Origin of the sequence: Nitrospira sp. SG-bin1, from assembly GCA_002083365.1 — a bacterium.
Classification (GTDB): domain Bacteria; phylum Nitrospirota; class Nitrospiria; order Nitrospirales; family Nitrospiraceae; genus Nitrospira_D.
In genome coordinates, this window is record LVWS01000033.1 from 568,793 (window position 1) to 586,074 (window position 17,282).

Sequence of the window (17,282 nt, forward strand, 5' to 3'; positions counted from 1 at the left end):
GGAAATGTCGGGAAAGGAAGCCATGGTCGCAGTATGACAGATCCGCCGTTCACGCCGACACCGGTTCTTCAGGGAGAGCCTTCCCCGAGCCGAGGTTCCATGCAGACCACGGCCCTTGTCGGCGGACTGTCCAACCGACGTCAAGTCAGATCCATCACCGATGGGTCCGCACGTTTCATCATCAAGACGGGCGGAATCAGCATCATCCTTTGCATTCTTGGAATGTGCATTTTTTTGGTCAAAGAAGTCATTCCGCTCTTTCTGCCTCCCCACGCGACCTCGGCCGAACCCATCGCCCTCTCTCCACCTGAACGTCCATCGACTGCCGCGCTCGTCGGCATTGATGAACATCAAGAGCTCGCCTATGTGCTGCGCGGTGACTCCTTGGAGTTCGTCTTCTTAGGAGGAGCAACGTCCACGGTATCGGGAATTCCCTCGCGCTCCTTGGTGCAGAACGGCTCGGTTACCGCGTTGGCGCGAGCGTTGGGGAAGGGTCATTCTCTGGCCATCGGCACGGAAGACGGACGTGTCATTCCTGTGAACATCGAATTCACACAAGACTTTCAAGATAACGAACGTTCGATTTCTCCATCGGTCACGGTCGGGTCTCCGATCGCCGTCGCACCGACGCCACAACCCGTCGTGAAGATGGCGTATCAGAGCACGGAATCCGAGGTGCGGATCGCCGCGTTGCTCCAAGACCACCATCTCTGGCTCACCACGAGCCGGAACACCTCCCGCGCCGATGGAACCACCGTTACGTCGATCACGCAGGTCGATCTCACGCCGAGCATCTCTGGTCGTGTGACAGCGCTGACATTGGGGAGTCGTGCGGAAATTCTCGCCGTCGGGACGGAAGAGGGCAATCTGTACCACATGGACTTACGGGAGCCGGGGAGGCCTGTGCTGGTCGAGACGACACAGACCTCCGTGCCCGGTGAAGCGGTAACAGCACTTGCCTACTTGATGGGCGACCGGAGTCTTGTTGTTGGTGGGGCAGCGGGACATGTGGCCGTGTGGATGCCTGTGCGGGAACATCCGGGCACCAATGCGACCCATATGACGGCCATTCATCGGTTTGCCCCTCATAAAAGTTCGGTGACCGACATCACGATTTCCCAACGCGATAAGGGGTTCATCACCACCGACGCCGGGAGAGAAATCCGCCTCCACCATTCGACGTCTGAACAAACGTTGCTGACGCTCACGCCGCAAGGGGGAGGGCTCCGGAATACCTATTTTGCTCCCAAAGCGGATGGTGTGGTGAGCTTGACCGAGGATCATCGACTGGTCCACTATCACATCACGAATCCCTATCCGGAAATCACCTTGGCCACCTTGTTCGCCCCGGTCTGGTACGAGGGGTATGAGCAACCGAAACTCGTCTGGCAATCCTCGAGCGGGTCTGACGACTTTGAGCCGAAGTTCAGCCTGACTCCGCTGATCTTCGGAACCATCAAAGGGACCGTCTACGCCGTGCTCTTGGCGGTGCCGTTGGCGGTATTGGCGGCAATCTACACCGCCATGTTCATGCATCCCAATCTGCGGGCGAAGATCAAACCCACGATTGAAATCATGGCGGCGTTACCCACCGTGGTGCTCGGATTTCTGGCCGGTCTCTGGTTTGCGCCGGTTCTGGAGCGGAACTTTCCCGCCATGACGGGGATGCTCTTGATGATGCCCGTGGCCATCGCCCTGTCGACCGGGCTCTTTCTTATGCTCCCGGCCTCCCTCAAGCATCGCGTGCGGCCCGGTGTCGAGGCGTTGCTCATGATGCCGATCATCATCGCCGTTGTCTGGGGGTGTCTTGAGACCAACGCATGGTGGGAATCCGTTTTATTCGGCGGCCATTATAAGTCGTGGCTGCAGACGTATCTCGGCCTGAACTATGACCAGCGGAACGCCATCGTGGTGGGCGTCGCCATGGGATTTGCCATCATTCCCATCATTTACAGTATTTCAGAAGAGGCCCTGTCCAACGTCCCCAAGAATCTCATCGCCGGATCCTTGGCGCTCGGCGCGACGCGGTGGCAAACCCTCGTTCATCTCGTCCTGATCTCAGCCAGCCCCGGGATTTTTTCGGCCTTGATGATCGGGCTCGGTCGGGCCGTTGGAGAAACCATGATCGTCCTGATGGCGACCGGGAATACCCCGATCATGGATTGGAGCATGTTTAACGGATTTCGGACGCTTTCCGCGAATATTGCGGTGGAGATTCCTGAGGCGCCGCATGGCGGGACATTGTATCGCACGCTTTTTTTGGCGGGGTTGCTCCTCTTTGTGGCCACGTTCGTCCTCAATACGATAGCGGAATTGATACGACAACGGCTGAGGGAGAAATACAGCCAATTCTAGTAGCGATGGGTTTCGCACGACGACTTTCGAGGCCGGCCGCTGGAAGCCGGTCAGGCACAGTTCGCAGGCGCGTGAATCGATGAAACAGTGGGTCAAACATTTCATGGCAAGCGGTGAGCTCTTCATTTGGGGCTGCGGAGCAGGGCTGTCCATTTCACTCCTCATGATCGGCGGGCTGTTGGTGTTGATTCTCCTCAACGGGTTCGGCTATTTCTGGCCGGCTGATCTGTACGAATTGACCCTGAAAGACGGAAAACATGTGATCGGCCAGTTGGCCGGCGAAGAAGTGAGTCCGAAAGGTATCCCACGAATCAGGATGAAGATCGGCAATCGCGATCTGTACGGGTTGGACTATCGGTGGATCAACACCGATCAGATCATCGAGCGAACCACACCGGCCGATCTCGTAATGGTGGAACGACGTGAGTGGGGCAATTTCTATGGACGGCTGCGGACCCTCGTCAAGGAAGACCAGATCGTGGCAGAAGGCGACGACGCGGTATGGCGATCCTTACCGTCCCTGCTTCGGCATACGGAATCGAATGAAGCGGAGAGCGCGTACAGCCTGCTCGTCGTCGATGCCAATGGGAAAGAAAAGTCCTTGTCACTTAGCCAAGTCATGCGGGTCTTGCGGCCCAATGACCTGTCGACCTTGGAAAAGGTTTGGGTGTATCTCGGCAATCTTTGGACGGTTTTGACGACGGAACCACGAGAAGCCAATACGGAGGGCGGGATTTTCCCGGCCATTTTCGGCACGGTCATGATGGTCATGATCATGAGCTTCGTCGTGACTCCCTTTGGCGTGATCGGAGCCTTGTATCTGAGGGAGTATGCCCGCCAGGGGGTCATCGTGCGGACCGTCCGTATCGCCGTCAACAATCTCGCCGGGGTTCCCTCGATCGTCTTCGGCGTGTTTGGGTTGGGGTTTTTTGTGTATGGCGTCGGCGGTAGTCTGGATGCGCTGTGGTTTTCCGATCGATTGCCGACTCCGACGTTTGGAACGGGGGGAATTCTCTGGGCTTCGTTGACATTGGCGCTCTTAACCGTTCCTGTCGTCATCGTTGCGACAGAGGAGGGCCTGGCGGCGGTACCACGAGAATACCGTGAAGGGTCGATCGGGTTGGGCGCGACGAAATGGGAAACGATGTGGAAAGTCGTGCTGCCCTCGGCCCTGCCGGGTATTTTGACCGGATTGATTCTGGCCATGGCGCGCGCGGCCGGTGAGGTCGCTCCCTTGATGTTGACCGGCGTCGTGAAACTGGCGCCTGCCATGCCGATCGACGGGACATGGCCCTTCATTCACTTGGACCGAAAGTTCATGCACTTAGGGTTTCATATCTATGACGTGGGGTTTCAGTCGCCGAATGTCGAGGCGGCCAAGCCCATGGTCTATGTGACGACTTTGGTGTTGATCCTTGTGGTGGTGACGCTGAATCTGACTGGAATTGTCTTGCGAAATCGCATGAGGAGGAAATATGCTGGATCAACAGTATGAAATGAAGCCTCGAGTGCCTCCCCCGGCACCCATCTCTTCCTCGGTGAAAGCGGAGCGCATGGAAACGAGTGTTTCAAAGGTATCGTCTCAACACTGTGTGCAAGAGAACTCCAAACTTCGGGTGCAGGGCTTCAACTTCTTCTACGGTCCGGTTCAAGCGCTGTTCAAAATCGATCTGGAGATTCCCGAACATCAAGTGACCGCGTTCATCGGGCCATCCGGCTGCGGAAAGTCCACATTGCTGCGGTGCATGAATCGACTCAACGACCTTATCGAAGGCGCTCGGCACGAAGGCAATATTCTCTTGGATGAGATCGATATTTTTGATCCGCTGATCGATATCACGGACCTGCGAAAACGTGTAGGGATGGTGTTCCAAAAATCCAATCCCTTCCCCAAATCGATCCATGAAAATGTCGCCTATGGCCCCCGGTTGCAAGGCTTGAAGAATCGGACGGTGCTGGAAGAGATCATCGAGCGAAGTCTCCGAGGAGCCGGCTTATGGGAAGAAGTGAAGGATCGGCTCCATAAGAGCGCTCTTGGATTGTCCGGCGGTCAGCAGCAACGGCTCTGCATCGCGCGGGCGCTTGCCGTCAAGCCGGACGTCCTTCTGATGGATGAACCTTGTTCTGCGCTTGACCCGATCGCCACCGGGGTCATCGAGGAATTGTTGTTTTCGCTGAAGAAGGAATTGACCGTTGTCATCGTCACCCACAACATGCAGCAAGCCGCGCGGGTGTCGGATAAAACCGCATTCATGTACCTCGGCCAATTGATCGAGTTCGGTCGCACGAAGCAACTGTTCACGAACCCTTCAAAGAAGCAGACCGAAGACTATATTACCGGACGATTCGGGTGAGCACATGATCCAACGGCATTTCGATGAAGAGCTGGCGGAACTCAAGACGAAACTGGCGCGGATGGCCGGTCTTGCCGAAGACCAAATCGACAAGGCCTTGACCGCGCTGGTAACACGCGACTCGGCCTTGGCTTGCCAGGTGATCGAGCGGGATCACAAAGTCAATGCGATGGACGTGGAGATCGACGAAGCATGCATCGAGCTGTTGGCACTCCACCAGCCTGCCGCGCGGGACTTGAGATTGGTGACGACGGCCATGAAGATCTCGACCGAACTCGAGCGCATCAGCGATCTGTCGGAGAACGTCTGCGAGCGTGCCATCGAGCTGAACGAAGAGCCGCAGCTGAAACCCTACATCGATATTCCGAGGATGGGCAACTGGACGCGAATCATGGTGAAGGAAAGTATCGATGCCTTCATCAAGGAGGATGCCGTCCTGGCCAGGAAAGTGCTCGGGGATGATGATGTGGTCGATGATCTGATGGAGCAGCTGTTCCGTGAGCTGCTCTCGTTCATGATCGAAAATCCCCACACGATTTCCCGTGCCATTCGTCTCAGTTTCATCGCCAAGTATTTGGAGCGAATGGCCGACCACGCCACCAATATTGCGGAATTGGTGGTCTATCTGGTGGAAGGCAAGATCATCCGCCACACGTCACCGCCGGTGGCATCTTGAACACCGCGGGATATGCGCTTCTGCGCATGTGCGGTGGAGTATGACTCGTATGCGTGTTCGTTTGAAATGACCCTCCCCCTGTGTTAGCATCCGCGACATGGGTGCCACCACCTCGGCTAAGCGGGGCGAGTCCCGTCGCGCCCCCTCTCCCCCTTCTCATATTCAGCGGGAAGTGATCGGCGTGATCTTGATCGCGCTGAGCTTGCTCATGCTCTTGAGCCTCCTATCATTCGTGCCCGGGGAAGCAAAGATCGTGGCGACCGGTGTACTGAACGCCGATCCCCCACGCAACCTCATCGGTTCGTTCGGAGCCCTGTTGGCCGGCGGGTTTTTTTACGGTATCGGGGGGGCTGCCTATCTTTTCCCCGTGCTGCTGGGACGGTTGGGATTTCGCTGTTTCTCCCAGGCTCCGGTGAGTCTCAGACTGCGGACGGCCGCCAGTTCCCTGGCCGTCGTGGTTTTCTTGAGTGCGTTTTTGCATCTGGAAACCACCGGCGTCCCGACGGTGACCAGCGGAATGATTTCGCGCGGGATGGGCGGAGGTGTGGTGGGTGAAACGATCGCCGAGGGACTTCGAGCCGTCTTTGCCGGAACCGGGGCCCATATTCTTATTATTGCGGGACTTCTTGTGTCGTTCCTCCTGACAACGCCGCTGTCGCTGGCCGAAGCTGTGCGTCGCATACCGGCACGGTGGGCCACTCTCCGTGAAGGGGTATCCGCCGTGATGCCTGACCGGTCCTCTGAAGTCCAGAAGGAAGGCGGCAATCGACGGTCACGGATTAAGTCTCTCCGGCCATCGACTGCCGCGTTGGAGGAGGAGTCCACCGCAGAAAGGAGCGAGGAGCCGGAACTAGCTCTGACTCCTCCCCTTCCGATCATCCAGCCATTCCCTGTCGCGACTTCAACGGTGGACGGGCCGACCGATGAGCTGGAAGTAGGCGTTCCAACAGCTGAGTCCGGGAACTATCAATTGCCTGACCCGGAAGCGCTGTTAGGTGATCCCTCCGGACCGATGGATCGGATGTCGGACGAAGAATTGAAAGCGCAGTCCGAGGTCTTGTCACGGGCGCTGATGAGTTTCGGCATCGACGGTATCGTGACGGAAGTGAGGCCCGGTCCCGTCGTGACCATGTATGAGTTTGAACCGGCGCCCGGCACAAAGGTGTCCCGTATTGTGAATCTGGCCGATGACCTCGCGTTGGCGCTCAAGGCCGCGAGTTTGCGGATCGTGGCGCCCTTGCCGGGCAAGTCCGTGGTGGGGATCGAGGTGCCGAACCGGTCTCGAGAAACGGTGTCGCTGAAAGAAGTCATCATGAGTGAGGCCTTTCGGCGGGCAAAATCCAGGCTCACCCTTGCGTTGGGTAAGGATATCTTCGGTGCGCCCGTCACCGCGGATCTGAAGACGATGCCTCATCTTTTGGTGGCCGGTGCGACGGGGGCCGGGAAGAGTGTCAGTCTGAACACGATGTTGCTCAGCATCCTCTTTTCCGCCAAGCCCAGTGAGGTCAAACTGCTGCTGATCGATCCCAAGATGCTCGAATTCCAATCGTATGAGGGCATCCCTCATCTGTTGCGGCCGGTCATTACGGACCCCAAATCGGCGGCGAGGGGACTCGGATGGGTCGTTGCCGAAATGGAACGGCGATACAAGTTGTTGGCCGAAGCCGGCGTGCGAAATATCGATGCGTACAATCGAAAGGTCGCGGGTTTGCAGGAGGTGTTTGCTGAAAACAATGCGCCAAGCACCGAACGGACTGAGCTTCCGACGAAGTTCCTCTCGGAGGAGGAGCGCCTCTCTGCCGGTGAGACGTCGATTCCAGAAGGCGAACGGGGCTGCATGCAGCCCAAGCCGACCCCGCCAGAGCCGCTGCCGTTTATCGTCGTCATGATCGACGAATTGGCGGATCTGATGATGGTGGCACCGAAGGATGTGGAAGACAAGATCGCCCGTCTGGCACAGATGGCACGGGCCTCCGGCATTCATCTGGTGCTGGCCACTCAGCGACCGTCCGTCGATGTGCTGACGGGATTGATCAAGGCGAACTTCCCGGCACGGATCGCGTTCCAAGTCTCCTCGAAGACCGACTCACGTACCATTCTCGACGCGAACGGCGCGGAAGCGTTGCTTGGACGCGGCGATATGCTGTACTTGGCCTCCGGCACCGGCCGCCTCGCCCGGTTGCACGGGTCCTTTGTGTCGGACGACGACGTTCGTTCGGTGGTGGAGTTCGTTAAACAACAAGCGATCCCCATCTATAACCAAGAACTGCAGTCACTCAAGTTGGACGAGGCGGCGGAGGAAGAAGCGAAAGATGAGGTGTACGAGCAGGCCAAGGAACTGGTGCTGTCGACGGGACAGGCATCGGCCTCGTTGATTCAGCGCCGACTGCGCGTGGGCTATCCTCGAGCGGCGCGCATGATTGAACAGATGGAATCGGAAGGTATTGTGGGAGCGGCGGGTCGGGATGGGCGTCGGGAGGTGCTGGGTCGGCGCGGTCCGGTCGGTGCGGCGGAAGCATGATGCGAGGGTGGCTGGCAGCGTCATTGAGTATCGCGGTCCTCTGGCCGGCATGGGCGGCCGGCGGGCCGATGGAGGAAAAGGCGCTGCAGGAAGTGCGTGACGTCGTCAAACAATTGCAAGCACGATACGAGAAGATGAAGGATCTTCAGGCCGACTTTTCCCAGAAAACCAAGATTGAAGGGTTTGATCGATCTGTGACATCGGCCGGCAAAGTGTATATCAAAAAGCCCGGCCGATTACGGTGGGACTATGTGGATCCGGCCACCGAGCAGATCTATGTGAATCAGGACGATGTAAAGATGTACGTCCCCGAACACAAGCAGGTCTTGGTCGGAAAGCTGACACAGATGGCTGCTTCCAAAGCGCCATTGGAATTGTTGCAGGGAGCCGCCAAATTGGATGAATCGTTTGAGATTGAACCCACTCCGGGAAAGGACCGAGGGGTGGGCGGTCTGCCGCTCATCACCCTGATACCAAAAGCCAAAGAGCAGGAATCCACTCAGAATCTTCAGAGGATCGTCGTCGAAGTTTTTCCCAAAACCTATTTTATCCGCACGGTCTCACTCCATGAGGTCAGCGGCAACGTGGCCGTCTTTGAATTTTCCAACTTGAAACCAAACGTGGGATTGGGTAATGAAGTGTTCGACTTCAAGGCACCGCCGGATGCAGAAATCGTCAGGGCTCCGGTATTAAACGGGCCTTAATCCTAAACCACCGCGTCACACGAGACCCAAGGAGTGGTGTGAGACATGACAGTTGAGACGGGCACCGTGGTCGATGCAATCGATCAGGCGGTGGGAAAATTGGATGTCACTCGGCTGCACCGGGAATTTTGGGAGCAAAATGAATTTCTGGTGATCAAACAATTCTTGCCTCGTGCGTTCGTGGAAGAGGTATTCGTTCCTCAGGCGCAGGGGGTCAAAGCCCAGCTCAATCGAAACTACATTCCCGGCCACAAGAAAGGCGGGAGTGTCAGCTACTATACCGTGCAGGAAAAAGCGCCCCGCTTTCTCGACCTCTAGCGGTCCGAATCGTTTCGGACATTCCTGAATCGGCTCGTTGAGGCCAAACTCATGTTCTGCCCGGACGACGATCCTCATTCCTGCGCCCTCTACTACTACACGGAACCGGGCGACCACATCGGGTTCCATTATGATACGTCGTACTATAAGGGCGCTCGATACACGATCTTGATGGGGCTTGTCGATCGGTCAACCCAGTGCAAGTTGGTGTGCGAACTCTTCAAGGACCACCCCACCAAGCAGCCGCGCCATCTCGAGTTGGTGACCGAACCGGGAGACATGGTGATTTTCAACGGGGACAAGCTCTGGCATGCGGTCACGCCGCTTGGAGAAGGTGAAGAGCGGATTGCACTGACGATGGAGTATGTCACCAATCCGGAGATGGGTGCCGTCAAACGCTTATACTCCAACCTTAAAGATTCCTTCGGCTATTTCGGATTCGCCACGGTCTTCAAGCGGGCACTGGGGCTCAACCGATCCAAATGATGGACGGTCTTCTCCGGCTTGGCGCTGATTTATCCCACCCTCCAGGGCGATCCCGTGCCGACCGCACGGTGAAGTATCCCGCATAACTCTTTTCGCTCCCACGGTTTGGTCAAATGGGCATAGGCGCGCAGAGGCGCAAGGTCACGATTCGAAGCCGTGAGGACGATCACGGGAAGTGAGGGATGAGAATTCTGAAGCCGCTCCACAATCAAGGAGCCGTCTCCATCGGGGAGCCCGAGATCGAGAAGAATGGCATCGTAGATATTCTGCTCGATGGATGAAAAGGCTTGGCGACAGGTCTGTACACAGTCGACATGGAATCCTTCGAATTCGAGCAAGTCTTGTAATGCCATCGCGATATCAGGGTCGTCCTCGACCACCAATATGGAATGCATCGCTCTCGGTTCGACCTTGGCGTTTGCATGCGGATTCAACGTATGAGTTTGCTGTGACGCCCGCTGTGGGCGATTCGTCTGAGAGTCGAGAGAGAAGGGAGTTGCCGAAACTTGCCCACCCGATTTCTCGGCGAGGACATACGCATCGTCCGGCCCGGTTGAGCCTTTTCCAAGGATAGGCTCAGCGAGGGGGGCAACGGACAACAGCGATAGTGCAGCGCTGGATGAGCATGATCCAAAGGAGGCATCAGGCGGCGAGGAAAAGTGAGGCCTCTTTCCCCCTTGAATCACTGTCGGCTCCATACCGTGCTCCATATTGCCGAATATTCCCCACGATAACCTACAAGGTTTGATGGGTTGCCACTGTCTTAAGCAACCTCCATTCCAGAAAGCTCCCCAATGGGCGATCCAGAAGTGGTGGATTCATATCAGGTATATGTGAGTCTACGATTTCTTGACGTGCAGGACTGTATCGAGCCGATACAGCAACTGTGTCGCTTGAGACAGGGAGCTGTCTCAGCGCCTGTTCGCGAGACACGTGAAAAACTATTGATGCAGGTGTTTCATGGCCGCGGCACAGAGGATGATGAAGAATCCCATCCAGAGGGCGGCGCGTTGGAAGGGAATGGCTTCATAGTCCTCCCCCTCATCGGCCTCGTCGTCGGATTTGAAGATGACCGTGTAGAGGAAGAGGGTAAGAAGTCCCAGCACGAGCAGAAGCTTGATCATGAAGACCATGAGGTATTTGGAATGGTGCTGGACTCCGTTTCCCGTTTGCGAAATGATGACCTGATTGACGTAGTGGAGATTCACCCCGCCCGTAAACAGGAGAACGACCAGGAGAATGCCGGCGACTTTCTTGTAGTACCGATAAAAAATATCCGTGATGGGCTTGATCTGGTCTTTCGGAACGGCTTTCTGCAGTCCGGGTGTCACCGCCATGACGAGAAACGCCAAGCCGCCGATCCAAATGATGGCCGAGAGCAGATGAAACCAGTGGTTGATGATCGGAATGAGGATATTGAGATCCGTCGTAATGCTGTTCAGGGCATCCATGACGTTAATGCCGAGGGTTGAAGGCGGCGTGGAGAGCAACGGGCAAGGACGACATCAACCATCCATTCGGTTGGGTTCGATGCTAAAATTTAAACACAGGCGCGTCATTACCGAATCGCTTCTTGCGCAGTTCTTCCATGAGTTCGACGGTGATGAGCGGGACATTGTTTTCGCGGGCGTGCTTCTCCACGCCTTTCTTTACCATGGCGCGGAGGAAGTAGGGGATCCGGCTCAGTCGGAGCGCTGAGGCCTCGTCCCATGTCACGTCCGCCTCTTCCGAAACATTGAACGCCACTTTGATCTTTTCGCCGCCTTTCGGGGTGTAGAGGCACCACTGATCTTCATCCAGCCAGTCGCCATGGTCCACATAGGGACGGGCACGGCAGCCTCCACAGATGTCGCTGTACTCGCAGTCGCCGCATTTCCCCTTCAGCTGAGGATAGCGGAATGAATTGAAGACATCGGAGCGTTCCCAGAGATCAACGAAGCTCTGTTGGCGAATATTCCCTGCCGACAGCGGCATATAGGGACAGGGAGTCAGCTCGCCGTTGGGCGTCACTCGAGCATAGTTCGTCCCGGCCAGGCATCCACCTCCCATATACCCGGTCGCCTTCGTGATCGGGGAGTTGGGATCTTTCTCGTACGCCAACCGCTTGAAGTGTGGGGCACAGCGGGCGCGAACCAACATGCCTTTGTAATTATCCTGACAATCAATTAGGTAGCCGAGCACTTCTTCGTATTGAGCCGGAGTAATGTCCGTCAATTCTTCGCCCCGTCCGGTACAGACCATGAAAAAGACGTTGAGCACACGGGCACCGAGCTGATGTGCCCAGGCGATGACCTCGGGTAATTCCTGATAGTTCATCGGCTGCGCGCTGAAATGCACTTGGAATTGGAGACCATTCCGCTTGCTGGCCTCAATCCCCGCGACCGCCGCTTCCCACGCGCCAGGTACTCCTCGAAAGGCATCGTGCTTGGCAGCCTGTAACGAATCGATACTGATCCCGACGCCCATCACCCCGATCTCGACAAGGGTCTTGGCCATTCGATCATCGATCAGCATCCCATTTGTCCCGAAGACCACCATAAAGCCGAGTTTCACCGCGTAACGAGCGATGTCGAGGATGTCAGGCCGAACAAGGGGCTCGCCACCGGTGATCACAAGGAGGCATCCCTTGTTCACCTCCGCGATTTGCTCGATGAGCCGGTAACATTCTTCTGTCGTGAGTTCATCGTCACCGCCCGCCGCTTTGGTCGTGGCATCCAGATAACAGTGATCGCATTTGAGGTTGCAACGCTTCGTGAGGTTTAGCGCGACGAGGTAAGGTTTGAAGTCGTCCACCGTCCGGCCGTCGGACGGACCATCACCTTTCGGAGTGGGAGTGAAGAACTGGGAAATTTGCTGCTGCAACGACCCCAGAGTGGTTGAAGGGCCGTTGAAGATAGGGAGAGGCTTTGGCATAAGAGTGCCGAATGATGAGTTTTAGTAATTTAATTCTAGCTAGGAGGGCTGATGCAACTCACAACTCAACATTTACAACTCAAGACTCAAGTCGAAGACTTGCCGGTCAGGTCGGCGATCATATCCTTGAGATTGCCGGTCTTCATGGCTTCCGCCATGTACCCCTTCGCCTGTTCGATGCCTTCGTTCGCGACTTCGAGCGTGATCACGGTCGCCCCGATTTTCTCGGCATGCTTGAGAATCAGCGCCTTGGTGCAATCGCGCATGAACCCTTCCGGAGCCCGATCCAATCTGGCCTGCGCATCACTCGTCCAGGTGTACGGCGAGGCCGGTTCGGCATGGCCGTTCGTACCGTTCCCGCTCGTCCCATGTGCCGCTTCAAGTGTCGCTTCCGCCGCCGCCGATGTGCCGGTGCCCTTGTTGGAGAAAATGGGTGTATAGTCTTCGGAAGCCGCTTCCTTGATCATCGGCGCAGCATATTCCAGTGTGATGGTCGTCATCCCCAACTTCCGCGCGCTCTTTTCGATCCTGGCCTTCGCCCGCCTTCGCTGAAAGCCGGCCGGTACCGCGCGGATCGCTTCTTTCGCATCCTTGGTCCATTGCATCGGCACGTCGTCGTAGGCCACGTCCGTTTCCAGCTCGCCTTCAGCCGTCGCGGCCACTTCGAAAATCTTTTTGTCGACTTGCTTAAATTTCGTTCCGTCCGCACTGCACACGGGACATCTGACGGGGGTGTCGCCCTTTCCGATGTAACCGCAGCCGTCGCAGACGAAATAGGTTTGGCCCATGCGATCCAGATAGGCCTGCGTGGACGCATTGACCTCTTTCGGCCTTTCTTCAACGATCTGAGTCATGATTCCGCTCAAGGTCGGACCCATGAGATCCTTCGTCACGGCTTCGTCTGCCTGCATCTTATCGCGGTCGATACCGGCGGCGTCCAGACTCCCACCAAGCGCGCGCATCGCGTCCATGGCGCCTTTAGGAAGAATATGCCCGACCGCGGCGTCCACAACGGTATTACTGATGATGGTATGGCCCTTTTCGATGGCATACCGATGAATGGCGGTCTTGGCCACGCCTCGCGCAAAGACCGGGATCTTTTCCATCCGTCGCAAGGCTTCTTCCGTCCAGGCGATCGTGTACTCGGCTTGCGTGTCGATCGGGGGAACATATTTGCGGTTGGAGATCAGCACGTTGCACGGCGCGCTCCGGAGCAGGTTTTCCGTGTTGCTGCCGACATCCATGTCGTCGTCGCTGTGGACGCCGATGCGTCCGACGATGAGCAAGGCCGGCACATCTTTGCGGACATACTGAATGATTTTTTCGAAGGCCTTGCCGTCCAGCAACGTGGTTTTCAAGTCCGTCTGTTCGGCCTGGGCGATTTCACGGGAAATGTCCAAATGAGACTGATAGATCTTGGCCAAGCCGCTGTCGATGATCTCCTCGTGCAGCTTCTCTTGCTCCTTGAAACGAAACACTTTGCCGGCTTCTTCGTTCAGGACCCCGGAAATGCTGTGGAAGGCCGCGTAGTGGAAATAGGGGTCAAAGGCGGAGATGGCTTCGACCGGCATGTTGAGTGCCTTGCCGAGCGCGAGGCCGGTCATCAGCCCGCCGAAGGAATAGGGGCTGCCGTCGACGGCGACGACGATCTTGCCTCCCGTGATCGGCTGAACGTTCTTGATGATCAGCATGTCGGAGTTGCGGACGCGGCGGACCACGCGCTCGGTGTTGCTGCCGATGACGCTGTCCTTGACTGCACCGACTCCCAAGGCCCCCATGATGACGAGATCATAGCCGTTGGTGTTGATGTCCTCGGCCAGCACCTTCCAATTTCGCCCCTCAAGCGATCGTCGTTCGATCTGGAGGTTCGCTTCGTGACATTTCTTGTCGACGTAGTCGAGGTAGGAATCGGTGATGATTTGAAGCCCGCGGGTGATCAGCGAATCATGGATCTGACGCTGACGGTCGAGCTCTTTCTCATCATGGTATTCCTCCGGCAGACCCGCTTCCATTTGCTTGAAGCGCTTGTCATGCATCTTCGCCGCATAGACGTGGCTTCCCACGATTTTTGAGCCGAAGGTTTTGGCCAAGTGGACGCCGATATCCACCGCGGTATTGGAATGGTCGGAGTTATCGACCGGAACATAAATGGTCTTATACATTGAAGCGCCTCCTTAAGGCGCGAGTTAGGGAGAGGGAGGGAGTATATGTGCCTGAAATACCAAATGGTTGACGGGTCAGCCCTACCTCTAAAGAAAAAGGATGATAGCACCGCCTCAAAGCGGAATGCAAGGTGCCGCAGAAGCGGGCGGTGTGGATTTGATACGGTGATTTCACTGTCTTCTGAGGAGAAATCACCCCGCTGAACTGGCTCGTGGTTCAGGGGTCTGCGAAGGTGATGAAATCGGTCGGCGTGAGCGGATGATTTCCTCGAGTGAGAGGAGCGCATCCCGCCCGGAATTGCCTTCGATCCCTCGACTGAGATTCTGGTCGGCATAGGTGGGAGATTCTGACGTCTGGGACAGAGATCCGGTCCACCGACGAGGATCGCGGCTTCCTTGCTTTCGTTCCCAAGCTCGGAGACAGGCTTTGGCGATGATCTTGTTGAGAGGAGCAGGATTATAGAGCAGCTTTCTGATGCTGGTCGGGGTCAGCATCAAGGGGTTATAGCCGGCTGACAGGTAACCCTCTTCCAACAGTCGCTGTTCCAGGTCGGTATTCGGCTGAATGCCCAGGAAGAACATCAATGGAAAGACACGCTCTTCGCCGAGGATCGAGGCGACCACCTTGTAGGATTCCACGCTTTGCAGGAGGCTCTCCTCCGTTTCCTTTGGACTGTTGAGCGAGTAGTTCAGGATGACCTTGCCTTTGAAACCGGCTTCCGCGAGATAGCGGCATCCATCGTAGAGTCGTTCCAGCTTGAAGCCCATGTGCAAGTTGTTCAACACTTCTTGTGAACCGGAGGTGATGGCCACTTCCAAGTCGCCGACTCCCGAACGGACCATCAGTTTGGCGAATTCGGGAGTGATCAACGACGTGCGGATATAGCCGGACCACTCGATCTCCAACTTCTCGCTGATGATGCGTTCCATGATCTCCGTACATTGCGGATAGGCTTCCTTGCCCGTGATGAATTGCGCGTCGGTGAACCAAAAGCGACGGGCGCCCCACTGGTGGTAATGTTGGGCGATATCCTTCACGACCATCTCGGGTGGTCGATAGCGCACCCGTTTGCCTTCGATATAGGGATAGAGACAGAAAGCACAGTCGTAAGGGCAGCCCCGTTTGGATTGCACGCCGATGGACTCGCCGACGTACTCCCGCCACTGTGGGAAGATGGAGGTCAAATACGGCAGATCGACGGCCGGCGCATCCAACAGTGGGGGCGAGCCCTGGGTTCCCTTCCTGATCTGCTTGCCGTCCTTGATGATGTAGCGTTCGTCATCGATCGAGCGGCCTTCGAGGAGTTTCAGGATCGCATCCTCGCCCTCGCCCAGAATCCCGATCGTGCCTTCCGGCAGTTTTTCGATGAGTTGATCGGCAAAGGCCGTGAACGCGCCTCCTCCGATCATGATCTGGGCCTTGGGAAACTCCTTGTTGATCAACCAGGGATATGACAGGATCGTGTAGATATGGCTGTAGTAGCGGTAGAGCTGCTTGACGCCCTCAACCGAGGCGGCGATTCGCTTGAAGGGGTTGCTGGCAAAATAAAAATTAAACGCATGCTCCAGCGAGGAATCGCCTTCATGCGGCGAAAAAATCTGAATGTCGCGCCACGAGAAGCAGACCAGATCCGGTTGGAACTCCGACGCGGCATCCCGAATGGCCTGACTGCGCTGCGCAACGGGAAACAGCGACAGATCGAGAATGCGCTGGCGGACGTCCGGCTTCCGTCGATGAATAAAGTCCGCCAAGTAGGTGATCCCGATGGGATACACCTTTTTGCAGGGAAGAAAGATATAGAGAATGGAGTTCATACAACCAGAGTGAGGCTGAAGTTAAGCACGCTTCATTAGTTCGGCTCTCAGCCTAGACCTAAACCTTAACCTTTCCTATTTCGTGGCGACATGAACGGCGACAATGCCACCGCTAAGGTTCTTGTACGATACCTGACGAAATCCGGCATCACGTAGGATCTGGCAGAGCCGTTCTTGATCGGGAAATGTCCGTATCGACGCGGGGAGGTATTCGTAGACGCCGGTGCGGTCGCGGGCGACGATCGTGCCGATCCAGGGCAGCAGTTTGAACGAATACCAATCGTAGAGCCTGCGCAACCATCCGAAGACCGGCCGCGAAAACTCCAGGCACACGAAGCGGCCGCCGGGCTTCATGACACGGCGGATCTCTCGCACGGCTTGTGGGAGATCCCCGACGTTCCGCATGCAGAAACCGGTGGTGACGGCATCGAAGGTGTTGTCCCCGAATCCCAACTGTTCCGCGCTGGCCTGCAGGCAGGTGATTTTGTCGCTGAGTCCCTTGCCGCCGATCTTTTTGAGGCCCTCGGCCAGCATTGCATGGTTCAGGTCGGATGCGATAACGCGTCCCTTGGGGCCCATGCGCGATTCCAGAAGGAGGGCAAGATCGGCTGTCCCGGAACCCACATCCAGCGCTGTTCCGCGTCCGACGGGAGTAATGAAGGACGCGGTAATTTTCTTCCAATGGTAATGGAGGCCGAAACTCAGCAGCGTGTTGTTCAGGTCGTAGACGCCTGCAATGGAGGTGAACATCCGCTGCACGGCGTCTTCACGGGCCCGGCCGGACCATGTCGAGACGACCTTGGCCGGAGCCTTGGAATCTTGGGTCAATGGAGGATGATCGGTTCCCACCATTTGACGGTGGTAGCACCCCGTTTCAAGCTTTGTCAAGGTGAGGTGCCAGAGTTTACGTGAGATGGATATCGTCTCAATGCACAGTACGAGGAAGCGAAAGCTCCGGTATGTCTCCGTCCATGATGT

Annotated in this window: 12 protein-coding genes and 1 pseudogene; 7 read left to right on the forward strand and 6 right to left on the reverse strand. The window is 56.6% G+C overall.

The window, feature by feature from the left end; translation table 11 throughout:
• Window positions 1-33 precede the first annotated feature (33 nt).
• The 7 genes and pseudogenes from A4E19_07195 (at window position 34) to A4E19_07225 (ending at window position 9,414) form a co-directional block, all read left to right on the forward strand.
• Window positions 34-2,355 carry a hypothetical protein gene (locus A4E19_07195; protein OQW33121.1) on the forward strand — a complete coding sequence of 774 codons (2,322 nt, stop codon included), beginning with the start codon at window positions 34-36 and terminating at the stop codon, window positions 2,353-2,355.
• A 79-nt stretch (window positions 2,356-2,434) separates the two neighbouring features.
• Window positions 2,435-3,850: a hypothetical protein gene (locus A4E19_07200; GenBank protein ID OQW33122.1), complete on the forward strand. Its 1,416-nt coding sequence runs from the start codon at window positions 2,435-2,437 to the stop codon at window positions 3,848-3,850.
• A gap of 43 nt (window positions 3,851-3,893) precedes the next feature.
• Window positions 3,894-4,709 carry a phosphate ABC transporter ATP-binding protein gene (locus tag A4E19_07205; protein ID OQW33203.1) on the forward strand — a complete coding sequence of 272 codons (816 nt, stop codon included), beginning with the start codon at window positions 3,894-3,896 and terminating at the stop codon, window positions 4,707-4,709.
• A 4-nt stretch (window positions 4,710-4,713) separates the two neighbouring features.
• Window positions 4,714-5,385: a phosphate transport system regulatory protein PhoU gene (locus tag A4E19_07210; protein ID OQW33123.1), complete on the forward strand. Its 672-nt coding sequence runs from the start codon at window positions 4,714-4,716 to the stop codon at window positions 5,383-5,385.
• A 97-nt stretch (window positions 5,386-5,482) separates the two neighbouring features.
• Window positions 5,483-7,906 carry a hypothetical protein gene (locus A4E19_07215; protein OQW33124.1) on the forward strand — a complete coding sequence of 808 codons (2,424 nt, stop codon included), beginning with the start codon at window positions 5,483-5,485 and terminating at the stop codon, window positions 7,904-7,906.
• Complete coding sequence (locus tag A4E19_07220; GenBank protein ID OQW33125.1) at window positions 7,906-8,610, forward strand: hypothetical protein; 705 nt, start codon at window positions 7,906-7,908, stop codon at window positions 8,608-8,610. Before A4E19_07215 ends, A4E19_07220 begins: the two co-directional genes overlap by 1 nt.
• A gap of 45 nt (window positions 8,611-8,655) precedes the next feature.
• Window positions 8,656-9,414: pseudogene (locus A4E19_07225) on the forward strand (2OG-Fe(II) oxygenase).
• A gap of 29 nt (window positions 9,415-9,443) precedes the next feature.
• On the opposite strand, the gene A4E19_07230 reads toward A4E19_07225, so the two are convergent.
• The 6 genes from A4E19_07230 to A4E19_07255 form a co-directional block, all read right to left on the reverse strand.
• Window positions 9,444-10,112, reverse strand: coding sequence for a hypothetical protein (locus tag A4E19_07230; GenBank protein OQW33126.1), 669 nt, complete (start codon window positions 10,110-10,112; stop codon window positions 9,444-9,446).
• A gap of 243 nt (window positions 10,113-10,355) precedes the next feature.
• The gene (locus A4E19_07235; protein ID OQW33204.1) at window positions 10,356-10,865 is read right to left on the reverse strand and encodes a hypothetical protein; all 510 of its coding nucleotides are present in this window, start codon (window positions 10,863-10,865) and stop codon (window positions 10,356-10,358) included.
• 82 nt (window positions 10,866-10,947) lie between these two features.
• Complete coding sequence (locus A4E19_07240; GenBank protein OQW33127.1) at window positions 10,948-12,327, reverse strand: heme biosynthesis protein; 1,380 nt, start codon at window positions 12,325-12,327, stop codon at window positions 10,948-10,950.
• Between the two features lie 86 nt (window positions 12,328-12,413).
• Window positions 12,414-14,489 carry a universal stress protein UspA gene (locus A4E19_07245; protein OQW33128.1) on the reverse strand — a complete coding sequence of 692 codons (2,076 nt, stop codon included), beginning with the start codon at window positions 14,487-14,489 and terminating at the stop codon, window positions 12,414-12,416.
• A 192-nt stretch (window positions 14,490-14,681) separates the two neighbouring features.
• On the reverse strand, window positions 14,682-16,304 hold the full coding sequence (locus A4E19_07250) for a radical SAM protein (GenBank protein OQW33129.1): 1,623 nt from the start codon (window positions 16,302-16,304) through the stop codon (window positions 14,682-14,684).
• Window positions 16,305-16,379: 75 nt separating this feature from the next.
• Window positions 16,380-17,054, reverse strand: coding sequence for a hypothetical protein (locus tag A4E19_07255; protein OQW33205.1), 675 nt, complete (start codon window positions 17,052-17,054; stop codon window positions 16,380-16,382).
• Window positions 17,055-17,282: the final 228 nt, after the last annotated feature.